General features: G+C 73.7%; 17 protein-coding genes. 7 read left to right on the forward strand and 10 right to left on the reverse strand.

Going from position 1 to position 14,721, the window contains the following annotated elements; all coding sequences use genetic code 11:
• The first annotated feature begins 29 nt into the window (after nt 1-29).
• On the forward strand, nt 30-452 hold the full coding sequence (locus KBX06_RS06360; protein WP_210833248.1) for a preprotein translocase subunit TatB: 423 nt from the start codon (nt 30-32) through the stop codon (nt 450-452).
• Nucleotides 453-558: 106 nt separating this feature from the next.
• Here KBX06_RS06360 and KBX06_RS06365 read toward each other — a convergent pair whose 3' ends face one another.
• The 3 genes from KBX06_RS06365 to KBX06_RS06375 form a co-directional block, all read right to left on the reverse strand.
• Nucleotides 559-1,707: an Mrp/NBP35 family ATP-binding protein gene (locus tag KBX06_RS06365; protein ID WP_210833250.1), complete on the reverse strand. Its 1,149-nt coding sequence runs from the start codon at nt 1,705-1,707 to the stop codon at nt 559-561.
• A gap of 163 nt (nt 1,708-1,870) precedes the next feature.
• Nucleotides 1,871-2,491: a DUF1003 domain-containing protein gene (locus KBX06_RS06370; protein ID WP_210833252.1), complete on the reverse strand. Its 621-nt coding sequence runs from the start codon at nt 2,489-2,491 to the stop codon at nt 1,871-1,873.
• Complete coding sequence (locus KBX06_RS06375) at nt 2,484-3,770, reverse strand: magnesium transporter MgtE N-terminal domain-containing protein (RefSeq protein WP_210833254.1); 1,287 nt, start codon at nt 3,768-3,770, stop codon at nt 2,484-2,486. The genes KBX06_RS06370 and KBX06_RS06375 overlap by 8 nt, the downstream gene beginning before the upstream one ends.
• A 33-nt stretch (nt 3,771-3,803) precedes the next feature.
• Between KBX06_RS06375 and KBX06_RS06380 the strand changes: the two genes are divergently transcribed.
• Complete coding sequence (locus KBX06_RS06380) at nt 3,804-4,673, forward strand: PhzF family phenazine biosynthesis protein (RefSeq protein ID WP_210833255.1); 870 nt, start codon at nt 3,804-3,806, stop codon at nt 4,671-4,673.
• A gap of 14 nt (nt 4,674-4,687) precedes the next feature.
• Nucleotides 4,688-5,215, forward strand: coding sequence for a hypothetical protein (locus tag KBX06_RS06385; RefSeq protein WP_247685266.1), 528 nt, complete (start codon nt 4,688-4,690; stop codon nt 5,213-5,215).
• 24 nt (nt 5,216-5,239) lie between these two features.
• On the opposite strand, the gene KBX06_RS06390 is transcribed toward KBX06_RS06385, so the two are convergent.
• Nucleotides 5,240-5,989, reverse strand: a complete 750-nt coding sequence (locus KBX06_RS06390) for an HAD family hydrolase (protein WP_210833257.1) — start codon at nt 5,987-5,989, stop codon at nt 5,240-5,242.
• A 106-nt stretch (nt 5,990-6,095) separates the two neighbouring features.
• On the opposite strand from KBX06_RS06390, the gene KBX06_RS06395 reads away from it, so the two are divergent.
• On the forward strand, nt 6,096-7,058 hold the full coding sequence (locus KBX06_RS06395; RefSeq protein ID WP_210833258.1) for a DMT family transporter: 963 nt from the start codon (nt 6,096-6,098) through the stop codon (nt 7,056-7,058).
• Between the two features lie 57 nt (nt 7,059-7,115).
• Here the strand turns inward: KBX06_RS06395 and KBX06_RS06400 are convergent, their stop codons facing one another.
• Nucleotides 7,116-7,940: an SDR family NAD(P)-dependent oxidoreductase gene (locus KBX06_RS06400; protein WP_210833261.1), complete on the reverse strand. Its 825-nt coding sequence runs from the start codon at nt 7,938-7,940 to the stop codon at nt 7,116-7,118.
• A 128-nt stretch (nt 7,941-8,068) separates the two neighbouring features.
• Between KBX06_RS06400 and KBX06_RS06405 the strand changes: the two genes are divergently transcribed.
• Nucleotides 8,069-9,025 (forward strand): CoA ester lyase, encoded by a 957-nt coding sequence (locus KBX06_RS06405; protein ID WP_210833262.1) that lies wholly within the window; start codon nt 8,069-8,071, stop codon nt 9,023-9,025.
• 58 nt (nt 9,026-9,083) lie between these two features.
• Here the strand turns inward: KBX06_RS06405 and KBX06_RS06410 are convergent, their stop codons facing one another.
• Nucleotides 9,084-9,617, reverse strand: coding sequence for a DUF4190 domain-containing protein (locus tag KBX06_RS06410; protein ID WP_210833263.1), 534 nt, complete (start codon nt 9,615-9,617; stop codon nt 9,084-9,086).
• A gap of 121 nt (nt 9,618-9,738) precedes the next feature.
• On the opposite strand from KBX06_RS06410, the gene KBX06_RS06415 reads away from it, so the two are divergent.
• Nucleotides 9,739-10,644, forward strand: a complete 906-nt coding sequence (locus KBX06_RS06415; RefSeq protein WP_210833265.1) for an SDR family NAD(P)-dependent oxidoreductase — start codon at nt 9,739-9,741, stop codon at nt 10,642-10,644.
• 9 nt (nt 10,645-10,653) lie between these two features.
• On the opposite strand, the gene KBX06_RS06420 is transcribed toward KBX06_RS06415, so the two are convergent.
• Nucleotides 10,654-11,175 (reverse strand): DUF4190 domain-containing protein, encoded by a 522-nt coding sequence (locus KBX06_RS06420; RefSeq protein WP_210833266.1) that lies wholly within the window; start codon nt 11,173-11,175, stop codon nt 10,654-10,656.
• A 175-nt stretch (nt 11,176-11,350) separates the two neighbouring features.
• Here KBX06_RS06420 and KBX06_RS06425 point away from each other — a divergent pair, with 175 nt between their 5' ends.
• A complete protein-coding gene (locus tag KBX06_RS06425) occupies nt 11,351-12,547 on the forward strand; it encodes an acyl-CoA dehydrogenase family protein (protein WP_210833267.1) in 1,197 nt (398 codons plus the stop codon).
• A gap of 28 nt (nt 12,548-12,575) precedes the next feature.
• Here KBX06_RS06425 and KBX06_RS06430 read toward each other — a convergent pair whose 3' ends face one another.
• From KBX06_RS06430 to KBX06_RS06440, 3 genes are all read right to left on the reverse strand, one after another.
• Complete coding sequence (locus KBX06_RS06430) at nt 12,576-13,100, reverse strand: hypothetical protein (RefSeq protein ID WP_210833268.1); 525 nt, start codon at nt 13,098-13,100, stop codon at nt 12,576-12,578.
• 78 nt (nt 13,101-13,178) lie between these two features.
• The gene (locus tag KBX06_RS06435) at nt 13,179-13,586 is read right to left on the reverse strand and encodes a CoA-binding protein (protein ID WP_210833269.1); all 408 of its coding nucleotides are present in this window, start codon (nt 13,584-13,586) and stop codon (nt 13,179-13,181) included.
• Between the two features lie 80 nt (nt 13,587-13,666).
• Nucleotides 13,667-14,716, reverse strand: a complete 1,050-nt coding sequence (locus KBX06_RS06440) for an Rv2578c family radical SAM protein (RefSeq protein WP_210833270.1) — start codon at nt 14,714-14,716, stop codon at nt 13,667-13,669.
• Between the last annotated feature and the right edge of the window lie 5 nt (nt 14,717-14,721).

Here is a 14,721-nt window from a genome sequence, read left to right on the forward strand (position 1 = left end):
TGCTGCTGACGCCGAAGGAGGCCCGCGCAGTGTTCGAGAACCTGAACTGGTGGGAGATCGGTGCGCTGCTGCTCCTGGCGCTGCTGATCTTCGGTGACCGGCTGCCCGCGGTGATCAGCGACGGCCTGCGCATGGTGCGCAACCTGCGCGCCATGGCCAGCAACGCCACGACCGACCTCAGTCGCGAGCTGGGCACCGACATCCAGCTGGAGGATCTGCACCCGAAGGCGTTCATCCGCAAGCACCTGCTCAGCGAGGAGGACGAGCAGGCGATCCGGAAGCCCCTCCAGGGCGTCTACGACAACCTGCGGGCGGACGTCACCGGCGTGCACGACGAGCTGAAGGACGTGGCCTCCGCCGCCGACCTGCGTACGGGCGGCAGCCGACCGGCCACCGCCACCGGCGCCGCCCCGGCCCCCGCTCCCCGGGTCAGCTACGACGACGCGACCTGACCCCGCCCGCCGTAGCCGCGCCGGAGACGGCGACGGGGGCGGCGCTCCGCGGGGAACGCCGCCCCCGGACGGGTGGCGGGGGTCGCCGGCCGTGGCCGGCGTACGGTCAGCGGCCGGCGGGCTTGAGGCCCAGCGGCTTGCCGAGCAGCGACTCCCGTCGCACGGCGAGCCGGTCGGCGATCTGGCCCAGCGCCGTGGCGGCGGGTGACTCCGGCGCGGCCAGCACGACCGGGGTTCCCTCGTCGCCGGCCTCGCGTACCCGGGTGTCGAGCGGGATCTGCCCCAGCAGCGGCACCTGCGCGCCGATGGTCTTGGTCAGCGACTCGGCGACCGTCTGGCCGCCACCGGAGCCGAAGACCTCCATCCGCGAGCCGTCGGGCAGCTCCAGCCAGGACATGTTCTCGATGACGCCGACCACCCGCTGGTGGGTCTGCAGCGCGATCGCGCCGGCCCGTTCGGCCACCTCGGCGGCGGCGGTCTGCGGGGTGGTGACGATCAGGATCTCGGAGTTGGGCAGCAGCTGGGCCAGGGAGATGGCCACGTCGCCGGTGCCCGGCGGCAGGTCGAGCAGGAGCACGTCCAGCTCACCCCAGTAGACGTCGGCGAGGAACTGCTGCAACGCCCGGTGCAGCATCGGCCCGCGCCACACCACGGCGGCGTTGCCGGCGGTGAACATGCCAATCGAGATGACCTTCACGCCGTGTGACTGCGGCGGCATGATCATGTCCTCGACGCGGGTCGGGCGGCCGTCCGCGCCGAGCATCCGGGGCACCGAGTGGCCGTAGATGTCGGCGTCGACCACACCGACGGAGAGCCCGCGGGCGGCCAGCGCGGCGGCCAGGTTGACCGTCACGCTGGACTTGCCGACGCCGCCCTTGCCGCTGGCGACCGCGTAGACCCGGGTGCGGGAGCCCGGCTGGGCGAACGGGATGACCGGCTCCTGGGCGGCGCCGCCGCCGCGCAGTTTCGCCTGGAGCTCCTGGCGCTGCTCGGGGCTCATCACGCCGAACTCGATCGTCACGCCGGTCACCCCGGGCACCGCGCCGACCGCGGCCGTGATGTCCGAGCGCAGCTTGTCCTTCAGCGGGCAGCCGGCGACGGTGAGCAGCAGCTCGACCCGTACCACGCCGTCGTCGCCGACCTCGGCGGAGCGGACCATGCCCAGTTCGGTGATGGGCCGGCGGATCTCCGGGTCGTTGACGGTGGCCAGCGCGGCCTGGATCGCGTCGGAGACGGTGCTGACGGGTGCTGACATGCCCGCAATGCTACGTCGGCGGCCAGGCCTGACCGCCGTCACCGGGGGCCGGTGTGAGCGAATCGATGGCGGCGGCCGGGCCGGGCGGCGTACCGGGTGAAACGGGACGACCGAGGCGGGCCCGGCTCCCCGGGGCGGGCGCCCGCCCCACCGCTGCCGGGGCTCAGCCCTCCGGCTCCCGGCTCCGGGACTCCGGCCGGCCGTCCTGCGTCCGGTCGCCGTCCAGGTCGTCGCGGGGCTCCTCCAGCCCGTCGCCGTGCTGCGGGATCCGCTCCTGCTGCCGGTGCTCCAACCGCTGCCGGCGCCGACCCGCCTCGTCCAGTTCCTCGGCCAGCCGGGCCAACTCCGAGCGGAGGAAGTCCCGGGTCGCCACCTCGCCCATCGCGTTGCGCAACGCGGCGATCTCGCGGGTCAGGTACTCCGTGTCGGCCTTCTGCATGGTCGCCCGCCGGCGGTCCTCCTCCTGGGTTACCCGGTCCCGGTCGGCCTGCCGGTTCTGCGCGAGCAGGATCAGCGGGGCCGCGTAGCTGGCCTGCAGGGACAGCACCAGGGTCAGGAACGTGAAGGTGTACGGGTCGAAGCGCAGGTGCGCCGGGGCCAGCGTGTTCCAGCCGAACCACATCGCGATCACGATCGTCATGTAGACGATGAAGTTCGCGGTGCCCATCCCCCGGGCGATCCCCTCGGACCACCGGCCGAAGGCCTCCGGGTCGAACCGGGGCAGCTTGACGCCCCGGGGCTCGCGCGGCTGGTCGAGCCGCGGTGCCCGTCGCTGCTCAGCCATCCGCGCCGTCCAGCGTCGCCTCGGCGGGCAACGGGCGCGCGGCGGCGTCCCGGTCCCGCCAGTCCCGGGGCAGGAGGTGGTCCAGCACGTCGTCGACCGTGACCGCGCCGACCAGCCGGTTGTTGCGGTCGATCACGGGCATGGCGACCAGGTCGTACGTGGCCATCCGGCGGGTGATCTCCGGCAGCGGGGTGGTCGGCCGCAGCGGGTCGAGGTCGTTGACCACGATGCCGCCGAGCAGGTCGGCCGGCGGCTCGCGCAGCAGCCGCTGGAAGTGCACCATGCCGAGGTAACGGCCGGTCGGGGTGGTCATCGGTGCCCGGGACACGAAGACCTGCGCGGCGATCGCGGGGGAGAGCTGCGGTTCCCGGATCCGGGCCAGGGCCTCGGCGACGGTGGCGTCCGGCGGCAGGATGACCGGCTCGGAGGTCATCACGCTGCCCGCCGTGCCCGGCGTGTACTTGAGCAGCTGGCGCACCGGATCGGCCTCGTCGGGCTGCATCAGGTCGAGCAGCACGTCCTGCTCGGGTGGCGGCAGCTCGCTGAGCAGGTCGGCGGCGTCGTCCGGGTCCATCTCCTCCAGCACGTCGGCGGCCCGCTCCCGGTCCAGCGCGGCCAGGATCTCCACCTGGTCGTGCTCCGGCAGCTCGCTGAGCACGTCGGCCAGGCGCTCGTCGTCCAGCGCGGCGGCGACCTCGTTGCGCCGGGTGTCGGGAAGGTCCTGGAGGGCGTTGGCGAGGTCGGCGGGGCGCATGTCCTCCAGCACCGAGAGCAGGTTGGCCGTGCCCCGGCTGTCGGCGATGCCGCTCAGCCCGCGTACCCGCTCCCACTCGACCTGGTGCAGGTGGCCCCGGCGGGACAGCCGACCGGTCTGCTCGCGCACGGCGACCCGGGCCAGCGACCACTCGCCACCCCGGCTGCACTCCATCGCCACGTCGACCACGGAGCCCGTCTGCCCGCCCGGGTCGAGCTGCACCCGGCGGTCCAGCAGCTCCTGGAGCACGAGCAGTTCGTTCGGGCGCTTCTCGAAGCGCCGCAGGTTGAGCGTGCCGCTGCCGAGCACGACCGCGTCGGCGTCGATGGAGGTGATCCGGTTGATGGAGAGGAAGATGCGCCGTCGCATCGGCATCTCGGCCACCAACCCGACCACCTCCGGCGGGCGCTGCGTCGGCCGCAGCCGGGCCACCGCGTCGCGGACCCGGCCCACCTGGTCGCCATTGGGGTCGAAGACGGCGACCCCGGAGAGCCGGGCGAGGTAGATCCGGGTCGGCGTGCTCACGGGCACCAGCCTAAGCGCCTAGTGTTTGTCAGCATGTCGACCTTGGCCTACGAGATCGTGGACGTCTTCACCGACCGCCCGTTCGCCGGCAACCCGCTGGCCGTGGTGTTCGGTGCCGAATCGCTGGCGACCGAGCAGATGCAGGCGCTGGCCTGTGAGTTCAACCTCTCCGAGACGGTGTTCGTGCTCGCGCCCACCAAGGTCGGCGCCACCTACCGGGCCCGCATCTTCACCCCGGCCGAGGAGTTGCCCTTCGCCGGGCATCCCAGCGTCGGCGCGGCCGTGACCGCCAGCCGTCGGGGCATGTTCGGTGTGGGGCAGGTCACCCAGGAGTGCGGCGCGGGTGTGCTGCCGATCGAGGTGACCGCCACCGGGGCCACGCTGACCGGCGGCGTCCCCACCCTCGGCCCCGAGCTGGACCCGGAGCCGCTGCTGGAGATGGCCGGCCTGAACGCGGACGACCACGTCGGCCCGGCGCCCCGGGTGGCCGGCTGTGGGCTGGAGTTTCCCTACCTTCCGGTCCGCCCGGACGCGGTGGCCCGCGCCCGGGTCAACGCGGCGGCGGCGCAACGGTACGGAGTGGAGCATGTCAGCGTCTTCTCCTGGGACGCCGCCGCGCAAACCGCGCACGCCCGGGTCTTCGTTCCGGGGCTCGGCGTGCCGGAGGACCCGGCCACCGGCTCGGCCGCCCTGGGGCTCGGCGTGTGGCTGGTCGCCAGCGGTCTGCTGCCCGCCGACGGGCGCGCGGAGTACACCGTCCACCAGGGCGTCGAGATCAACCGCCCGTCCGTGCTGGCCTGCACGGTGACCGCCGAGGACGGCCAGGCGGTGGGCGCCACCGTGGCCGGCCACGTGATGGCGGTGGCCCGGGGCGAGATCATGGTCCCCCCGTTCGTCGGCTGACGGCACGGGGGCGGATGCGGGAGGATGCCGGGGTGACCGACGCGGAGCGGACCAGCACGCCGCTGGTCGACGAGGCTGTGAAGAAGGCCGCCGTGGCCTGGGTGAGCGTGCCCGGCGGGCCGGCGCTCGCGCTGTGGTGCCTGCCCATGGAGGGGTCGCTCTTCGTGGTCAGCGGCCCCGGGGAGCAGTCCGCCCCGGGCCTGGCCGACGCGACCGAGGCGCAGGTCACCCTGCGCGGTGACCACGGCGGGCGGATCGTCACCTGGCCGGCCCGGGTGAGCCGCCTGACGCCCGGCACCGAGCACTGGGAGACCGTGGCGCCCCTCGTGGCCGCGAAGCGCCTGAACGCGCCCGGGCCCGCCGCCGAACTCGTCGAGCGCTGGGCGACCGACGGCTGCGCGGTGAACCGGCTGGCCCCGGCCGGCGAGCAGGTCGCCGGCACCGGACTGCCCGCGGACTCGCTGGCCGAGGTGCCCCGCGAGACGCCGGCGGTGCGGGCGACCCGCAAGCCGTTCCGCCTGCACCGGGTCCGTCGCCGCTGACCCGCCCCGGCCCCGGGACCGGGCTCACCCGGGGGCGCAACCCGCCGGCACGGCTGCGACCGCCGGTACGAGTACGTCCGCCCGCCCGGGTACGCGCCCGACGAGGTCGACCACCTCGTCGAGCGAGCGCAGCACCGGCCCACTCCAGCCGGAGTCGGCGTTGAACACCATGTGGCCGGCCAGGTCCGGGGCGGCCAGGCGCACGGCGGTCATCCCGGCCCGCTCCGCCCCGGTCAGCTCCTGGCTGCCGCCGTCGCCGACGTAGAGGCAGTCCGCCGCCGCGAGGTCGAGTCGCCGGCACGCCGCCTGGTAGAGCGCCCGGTCCGGCTTGCAGCGCCCCACCTGCACGGAGAAGACCCGTACGTCGAGCAGCGGGGCGATCGGCAACTGCGGCAGGAACGCCGGCAGCTCGTGCGTGCAGTCGCTGATCACCCCCGTACGCAGACCGAGCCCGCGTAGCACGGCCAGCGTCGGCACCGCCTCGTCCCGCAGCCGGGTGTCGGCGCGTACGGCCCGGTGGTGGGAGGCGACCGCCGCGCGGACCGCGTCGTCGGAGGGGTGCACGCCGGCCTGCTCGCAGACCCAGCGCAGGGTCGCCTCGGCGTCGCCGAGCCGTCCGCAGGCCCGCTCGTAGTAGGTGCGGTCGAGCACGTCGGCGAGCGTTCGCGGCGCGCAGCCGAGCAGCTCGGCGGTCGACCGGTGGGCCGCGCCCCGCTGGACGGAACGGGTCAACGTGCCGAAGAAGTCGAACAGGACCGCCTGGTACGTGGGCATGGAGGAGCGCCTCCGGGCGGTAGGGGGAATCGTCGGCGCCGAAAGCATGATCGTAACGGAGCGCTGACGGTACGCCCTGGCGCGTGACGTGTGAGGATTGCCCCCCGTGTCCCCCGTAGCGCACCGCCCGCCGTTCGCCCCGGTGACCACCGGGGCGCTCGTGCTGGCCGTCGTCGCCGTCTCCTCGTCCGCGCCCCTGGTGGCCGTCGCGGCGGCACCGGCGCTGGCCGTCGCGTTCTGGCGCAACCTGCTCTCGGTCGCCGTGCTCGGCCCGTTCTCGGCGGCCCGGCGACGCGCCGAGTTCCGGTCGCTGACCGTCGCCGCCGGCCGGCGCGAGGGCGTCTACTGCGTCCTGTCGGGGGTCGCGCTCGCCGCGCACTTCGCCACCTGGATGCCCAGCACCAAGCTGACCTCGGTCGCCGCGGCGACCGCGCTGTGCGCCACCCAGCCGGTCTGGCAGGGCCTGATCGCCCGCGCCCAGGGCCGCCGGCTGCCGGGGGCCGTCTGGGTCGGCATCGGGGTGGCGGTCGCGGGGGCGGGCGTGGCGACCGGTGCGGACTTCGCCGTCTCCGGCCAGGCCGTCGCCGGTGACCTGCTCGCGGTGGCCGGTGGGCTCTTCGCGGCGGTCTACACCGCGCTCGGCGAGCGGGCCCGCACGACGATCAGCACGACCACCTACACCACCATCTGCTACGGGGTCTGCGCGCTGGTCCTGCTCGTGGTCTGCCTGGTCGGCCGGGTGCCGCTGACCGGCTTCGACACCGGCACCTGGCTCGTCGTGCTGGCCCTGGTGGCCGGCGCCCAACTCCTCGGGCACTCGATGTTCAACTACGCGCTGAAGCGCGTCTCGGCGACCACGGTCAGCGTGCTGGCCCTGCTGGAGGCCCCGGGCGCGGCCCTGATCGGCTGGGCCTGGCTGGGGCAGCTGCCCGGGGTGACCGCCCTGGTCGGGCTGGCGCTGCTGCTGGCCGGCGTCGCGGTGGTGGTGCTCGGCGGCGCCCGCGCGGCCCGCCGCGTCCGCCCGGTCTCCACCGCCGTCCCCGCCGACGCCGGCCCGCCGCCCGGTTGATCCACGGCGCGGTTGATCCACTGCCCGTCCGGGCCGCACCGGCGGCCGGCGACACCGCTATCCGGCGATGCCGACCGCCTCGGCGCTGGCCGTCCAGAGCCGGGCGGCGAGCTGCGGGTCGGCCGCCTTGGGCAGCGGCCGGCGCAGCCGCCGGTCGACGTAGTAGCCGCCCGTGGTCAGCCGCTCCGGGGCCTGGTTGGCCAACCAGACCAGCGTCTCGGCGCCCTTCTCCGGGCTGCGGAACGGCAGGAACCGCATGCCCATGGCGATCAGCCGGCTGTCGTTGCCGAACCGGCTGCGCACCACCCCGGGGTGGAAGGAGTACGCGGGGATCTCCGGCCAGCGTCGGGCCGCCTCGGCGGTGAAGAGGATGTTCGCCTGCTTGCTGGTGCCGTACGCCCGCATCGGCCGGTAGCGGCGCAGCGGGGCGTTCAGGTCGGCCGGGTCGAGCGTCCCGCTGCGGTGCGCGCCGGAGGCGGTGACCACCAGCCGGCCGATCCGGTCGCGCAGCAGGTTGCTGAGCAGGAACGGGGCCAGGTGGTTGGCCTGGATCGACAGTTCGAAACCGTCGACGGTGGTGAGGGGCTCGAGCGCGATCGCCCCGGCGTTGTTGGCGAGCACGTCGATCCGGTCGTACGCCTCGCGCAGCTTCCCGGCCAGCCGGCGGACGTCGTCGAGGTCCGCGAAGTCGGCGCGGAACAGCTCCGGTCGTTCGCCGGACGCCTCCCGTACCTGTTCCGCCGCGGCCTGGAGCCGGGCCGGGTCCCGGCCGACCAGTACCACCTGGTCACCGCGGCGCGCCAGATCGACGGCGGCGGCGAGGCCGATGCCGGAACTGGCCCCGGTCACCACCACGAGTCGACGCCCAGTGAGATCTTCCACAGGTCCATTCACCCCGGTCACGGCACGAGGTTACCGTGGCGTCACAACGGCCCTCGGCATCGTCCAGCCTTCGCTTTCCCGCCCACGTGACGTCGGCGTGCCCTCCGCACGCTGGAAGGAGCGCATCCATGGCCGCAGTCGGTCGCCCCCGCCGGTCCTGCCTCGCGGTACCCGGCTCCAGCGTGAAGATGCTCGGCAAGGCCCAGGGGCTCCCGGCCGACCAGGTCTTCCTCGACCTGGAGGACGCGGTCGCCCCGCTGGCCAAGCCCGACGCCCGGAAGAACATCGTCGCGGCGCTGAACGAGGGCGACTGGTCGGGCAAGACCCGCGTCGTCCGGGTCAACGACCTGACCACCCCGTGGACCTACCGGGACGTCATCGACGTGGTGGAGGGTGCCGGCGCCAACCTCGACTGCGTCATGCTGCCGAAGGTGCAGAACGCGGCCCAGGTGCAGTGGCTCGACATGACGCTGACCCAGCTGGAGCGCACGCTCGGCCTCCAGGTCGGCCGGATCGGCATCGAGGCGCAGATCGAGAACGCCGCCGGCCTGGTCAACATCGACGCCATCGCGGCGGCCTCGCCCCGGGTCGAGACCATCATCTTCGGCCCGGCCGACTTCATGGCCTCCATCAACATGAAGTCCCTGGTGGTCGGCGCGCTCATCCCGGACTACCCGGGCGATCCCTACCACTACATCCTGATGCGCATCCTGATGGCGGCCCGGATGCACGACAAGCAGGCCATCGACGGCCCGTTCCTGCAGATCCGCGACGTCGACGCGTTCCGCGAGGTGGCCAAGCGCTCGGCGGCGCTCGGCTTCGACGGCAAGTGGGTGCTGCACCCGGGCCAGCTCGACGCCGCGAACGAGGTCTACTCGCCGGCCCAGGCCGACTACGACCACGCCGAGCTGATCCTCGACGCGTACGAGCACTACACGTCGGAGGCGGGCGGCCGGCTCGGCGCGGTGATGCTCGGCGACGAGATGATCGACGAGGCGTCCCGCAAGATGGCTCTCGTGGTGGCGGCGAAGGGGCGGGCCGCGGGCATGACCCGCACCTCGTCCTTCACCCCGCCGGCGGAGTAGTCCCGCCTCCCCGACGATCCGTGCCGCCCCGGCCCGAGGCCGGGGCGGCACCGTCGGGTCAGTAGCTGGTGCCGCTGGTGTCCGCCTGGGAGATCGCGAAGACGATGATCGCCACGTAGAAGAGGATCCCCAGCACGAGCAGGCCGGTGAGGATCCAGCCGACGATGATGGCCGCCTTCGCCATGCCCTCGCCGCCCTCGCCGGTCTGCCGGATCTGGTTCTGCGCGACGTGGCCGAGGATCGCGCCGACCGGCGCGGTGACGCAGGACGCGATGCCGACCAGGGAGAGCACCAGGGCGGCGATGGCGAGGCCGTTGGTCTTCGGCGCGGGGGCGTAGCCGTAGTTCGGGTAGGGCGGCGGGTAGCCGGCGGGTGCCGGCTGCCCGGAGGCCTGCTTCGCCCCGGCGTACGGGTCGCCGCCCGCGTACGGGTCCGCGGCGTACGGTTCGGCCGGCGCGTACGGGTCGCCGCCGGCGGGCTGGGTGGGAACGGGCTGACCGCTCACCGGGCGGGCGGGGTCGGCGGGCGGGCTCGACTGCTGGCCCGACCACGCCGGGTCGTTCCAGCCGCCGGAGGGCGGGGGATAGGTCATCTCGTCTGCTCCGTCTGGTCGGGGTGCGCCCGTCAGGGTAGTCAGCCCTGCCCAGACGCCGGGGCGTCGCCACCGGGTGTGCCGCATTGCCCGCGCCCGGTGAAGCGGGCAGGATCCTGGCATGGTGATTGACGCGCGAGCCGCGGACCGCTCCGGCAGCCGACCGAGACGGGACGCGAGCCGCCCCGGCCTGGCCCGGCGCACCCGCGCCGCCGCCCCGCCGGGCGCCGCCGGCACCGATGATCCCGCGCCGCTGCCGGACCCGGTGACCATGCGCCTCGACGGGAAGGTCGCCCTGGTCACCGGGGCGGGCAGCCCGGACGGCATCGGGTACGCGGCGGCCCGCCGGCTGGCCGACCTCGGCGCCCGGGTGGCGATCGTCTCCACCACCCGGCGCATCCACGAACGGGCCGGCGAGCTGGGCGTGACCGGTTTCGTCGCCGACCTCACCGACGAGTCGGAGGTGGGCGCGCTCGCCGACGCGGTCGCCGAGCAGCTCGGGGACGTGGAGGTGCTGGTCAACAACGCCGGCCTGGCCAGCCGGGCCAGCCCCGAGGTGCTGCGCCCGGTCGCCCAGCTCAGCTACGACGAGTGGCGCGGCGAGATCGACCGCAACCTCACCACGGCGTTCCTGTGCAGCCGGGCCTTCATCGGCGGCATGGCGGAGCGTGGCTGGGGCCGGATCGTCAACCTGGCGGCCACCGCCGGGCCGGTCAACGCCCTGCCCACCGAGGCGGCCTACGCGGCGGCCAAGGCGGGTGTCGTGGGGCTGACCCGGGCGCTGGCGATGGAGATGATCGCCGACGGGGTGACCGTCAACGCGGTCGCGCCCGGCACCATCCACACCGCCGCCTCCACGGTGGCGGAGATCAGGCAGGGCCTCGGCACCCCGGTCGGCCGCCCCGGCACCCCGGACGAGGTGGCCGCGGCGATCGCGTTCCTCTGCTCGCCGGCCGCCTCGTACATCACCGGGCAGATGCTGGTGGTGGACGGCGGCAACAGCGTCCGGGAGGCCCAGTTCCGCTGAGCCCGGGGCTCAGTAGTTGGGGCCGCTGTTGCCGGCGACGGCGATCAGCGCGATCCAGCCGCAGCAGGCCAGCAGGCCGAGCCCGGTGATGACGTAGCTCAGGATGAGGCCCCACGTGGCGAGCTGGTCGCCCTCCTCGCCCGTGCTGCGGATCTGCCGCTTGGCCAGGTGCCCGAGGACGATGCCCGCCGGGGAGAAGACGAACGCGAAGACCAGGGAGAGGATGGCCAGCACGTTGGTCCCGCCGGGCCGGGGGCCGGACGGCGGGCCGTACTGCCCGTAGGGCACCTGCGGGGTGTACGGGGGCTGGTGCCCCCACTGCTGCCCGTGCGGCGGCTCGCCGGGCTGCTCGTAGCTGGGCTGCCCGTACGCCGGCTGTTCGTACGCCTGCTGCCCGTACGCCGGCTGTTCGTGGCCGGGCTGCCGGTAGGACGGTGGCTCGTGGCTCGCCGGGTCGTGCCCCGGCGGGGGCTCCCAGGGCGACGACGGCCGGTCGGGATCCGGCGGCCCCGACGACGGTGGCTGGCTCACGGTCTCCTCCTGCCGGTGGCGGATCGCGTCCCCTCTTGCCGGACGCTACCCGCAGCGGTGAACCTTTTCACAGCGGTTGTGTGCACTGGTCACCTTGGCCTCGACGGCCGGGCGGCCAATACTGACCAAGCGTTCAGTTACCCATGAGTAAGGCGCCGACCACCCGGAGGCTGAGATGGCCAGACTCGCCCAGACGCCCGGCCTGACCGATGTGCAGCGGTCGATCCTGGAAACCGTCCGGGAGTTCGCCGACAAGGAGATCATCCCGCACGCGCAGCGGCTGGAGCACGCCGACGAGTACCCGAGCGACATCCTCGACGGGATGCGCGAGATGGGCCTCTTCGGCCTCACCATCGACGAGGAGTACGGCGGGCTCGGCGAGTCCCTGCTCACCTACGCGCTGGTGGTCGAGGAGCTGTCGCGGGGCTGGATGTCGATCTCCGGCATCGTCAACACCCACTTCATCGTCGCGTACCTGATCTCCCAGCACGGCTCCGCCGAGCAGAAGGCCCGGCTGCTGCCGAGGATGGCGACCGGCGAGGTGCGCGGCGCCTTCTCGATGTCCGAGCCGGAGTGCGGCTCCGACGTCTCCGCGATCAAGTCCAGGGCCGTACGCGACGGCGACCACTACGTGATCGACGGCCAGAAGATGTGGCTCACCAACGGGGCGTACTCCTCCGTGGTGGCGACCCTGGTCAAGACCGACACCGGCGCCGACTCCGTCTACGGCAACATGAGCACCTTCCTGCTGGAGAAGGAGCCCGGCTTCGGCGAGACCGCCCCCGGCCTGACCATCCCCGGCAAGATCGACAAGATGGGCTACAAGGGCGTCGAGACCACCGAGATGGTGCTCGACGGCGTGACCGTCCCCGACTCCGCCGTCCTCGGCGGCGCGGAGCAGGTCGGCCGCGGCTTCTACCAGATGATGGACGGCATCGAGGTCGGCCGGGTCAACGTGGCGGCCCGCGCCTGCGGCATCTCCATCCGTGCCTTCGAACTCGCCGTCGCGTACGCCCAGCAGCGCCACACCTTCGGTCAGCCCCTCGCGAAGCACCAGGCCGTCGCGTTCAAGCTCGCCGAGATGGGCACCAAGATCGAGGCCGCCCACGCGCTCATGGTCAACGCCGCCCGGCTCAAGGACGCCGGCCAGCGCAACGACGTCGAGGCCGGCATGGCCAAGCTGCTCGCCTCGGAGTACTGCGCCGAGGTCGTCCAGGAGGCGTTCCGCATCCACGGCGGCTACGGCTACTCCAAGGAGTACGAGATCGAGCGGCTGATGCGCGAGGCCCCGTTCCTGCTCATCGGCGAGGGCACCTCGGAGATCCAGAAGACCATCATCTCCCGGGGCCTGCTCAAGCAGTACAAACTCTGACCGTAAGGAAGGGCACCTTATTAACGCCTCAGGTATAGGAGGGGGCCCTTCCTAACACCTCGGGTCGTTGCTCCACGGCGGATCGGCGCTGGTGGTGGGTTCCGGTGCGGTGACCGGCCCCACCGCCAGCGCCCGCGGTCGCTCCCGGTACGCCTCGATCGCGGCCGCCAGGCGCTGCTCCGGCACCGCCACGTCCCGGCCGCCGACCACCGGCGCCGGCTTCAGCGACCGCCACACCCTCGGCCGCAGCCGCACCCCGGCCGGCCAGGGACCGCCGAGCGACCAGACCCGGCTCCACCCCGTCCAGGCCGGCGACCCTCTCCCGCCAGACCAGCCGGGCGTCCTGCCGTGGCCGCCACCGTCGCAGCAGCGCGGTCAGACCGACGAACAGATAGAAGACGCAGACGGTCCCGTCGACCTCGAACCGGGGAACCCGGGACAGCACCGCGACCACCGTCACCGCCGCCGCTGCCGCCGCCGTCGCGGCGAGCAGCCGGCGGGACCAGAGTCCGTCGTCGCGCTTCGGCAGTCGGCCGGACAGGCGGGGAGACATGGCCGCAGGGTACGGATCTCGGACAACCGCCCCGGTGGCCGGCGCTCACCGCTGCGGCGTGCCCCTTCCCCGAGCCGCTCAGCCCAGCCGGGTCAGGCCGGCGGCGGCGCGTTCCACGATCAGGCAGCGGTCCTCGACGTAGTCGACGCCCGCCTCCGTGGCGATGCGCCGCGCCTCGGCCGAGACGATGCCGAGCTGCAACCAGACCGCCGGAGCGCCGATGGCCACCGCCTCGCGTACCACGTCGAGCGCGTCCTGGGCGGGCCGGAACACGTCCACCAGGTCGACCGGGTGCGGGATGTCGGTCAGGGACCGGTAGACCCGCTCACCGAAGAGTTCGTCGGCCGTCGGGTTGACCGGGATGATGCGCCAGCCGTACCGCTGCATCTGCAACGGCACGCTGTGCGCGGCCTTGCGCGGGTCGCGGGACGCGCCCACGACGGCGATCACGGCGGAGTCGGCGAGGATCTGCTGAGCGGAGCGCACCCGCCGACTCTAACCCCGTCGCTCAGCCCCCGCCCGCGAGCGCGCGGCGCCCGATCGGGGATCGCCTGCCTGCTGGCCGGCTACAGGAGGGTGAGCTGCTCGGCGGGCGGCGGCGCGGGCGGCGGGTCGGGTGGGCGGCGGTCGTCGCCGCGCTCGCCCCCGTGCAGCCCGTGCCGGCGGGCCGCGATGCGTACCCGGGCCGTCAGCTCCCGCTGGTAGGGCTGCGGGGCGTACGCGCCGGAGCGGTAGAGCTCGCGGTAGCGGGGGACCAGGTGCGGGAACTCGCGGCCGAGCCAGCGCGCGTACCACTCCCGGGCGCCCGGGCGCAGGTGCAGCGCCAACGGCGTCACGCTGCTCGCCCCGGCGGCGGCGATGGCCGCCACGGTCGCGTCGATCGAGGCGTCGTCGTCGCTGAGCCCGGGCAGGATCGGCGCCATCAGCACGCCGACGTCGAAGCCGGCGTCGGCCAGGGCCCGTACGGCGTCCAGCCGCCGCCTCGGGCTGGGGGTGCCCGGCTCCACCGTGCGCCAGAGGTGCTCGTCGACGAAGCCCACCGAGTACGCCACGCCGACCCGGGTGACCTCGGCGGCCTGGCGCAGCAGCGGCAGGTCACGCAGGATCAGCGTGCCCTTGGTGAGGATCGAGAACGGATTGGCGAAGTCGCGCAGCGCCGCGATGATCTGCGGCATGAGCTGGTAGCGCCCCTCGGCCCGCTGGTAGCAGTCGACGTTGGTGCCCATCGCGACGGGCGCGCCCCGCCAGCGCGGCGCGGCCAGCTCCCGCCGGGCCAGCTCACCCGCGTTTACCTTGACGATCACCTTCCGGTCGAAGTCCGCCCCGGCGTCGAGGTCGAGGTAGGTGTGCGTGTTCCGCGCATAGCAGTAGACGCACGCATGTGAGCAGCCCCGGTAGGGGTTGATCGTCCACTGGAACGGGACCCGGGACGCGCCGGGCACCTTGTTGATGATCGACTTCGCCTGCACCTCGTAGAACGTCATGCCGGCGAAGCCCGGCGTGTCGAAGGTGCGGGCGACGGCGCCGGGCAGCGCCAGCGGCAGGGGTGGTGTCGCCGGCGCTGCCCGACCCGGGACCCCCTCGTCCGGGGGAGCGGCGAGGTTGTCCCAGCGCATGGCCA

The sequence above is a fragment of the Micromonospora sp. C31 genome (assembly GCF_018070575.1).
GTDB lineage: Bacteria > Actinomycetota > Actinomycetes > Mycobacteriales > Micromonosporaceae > Micromonospora.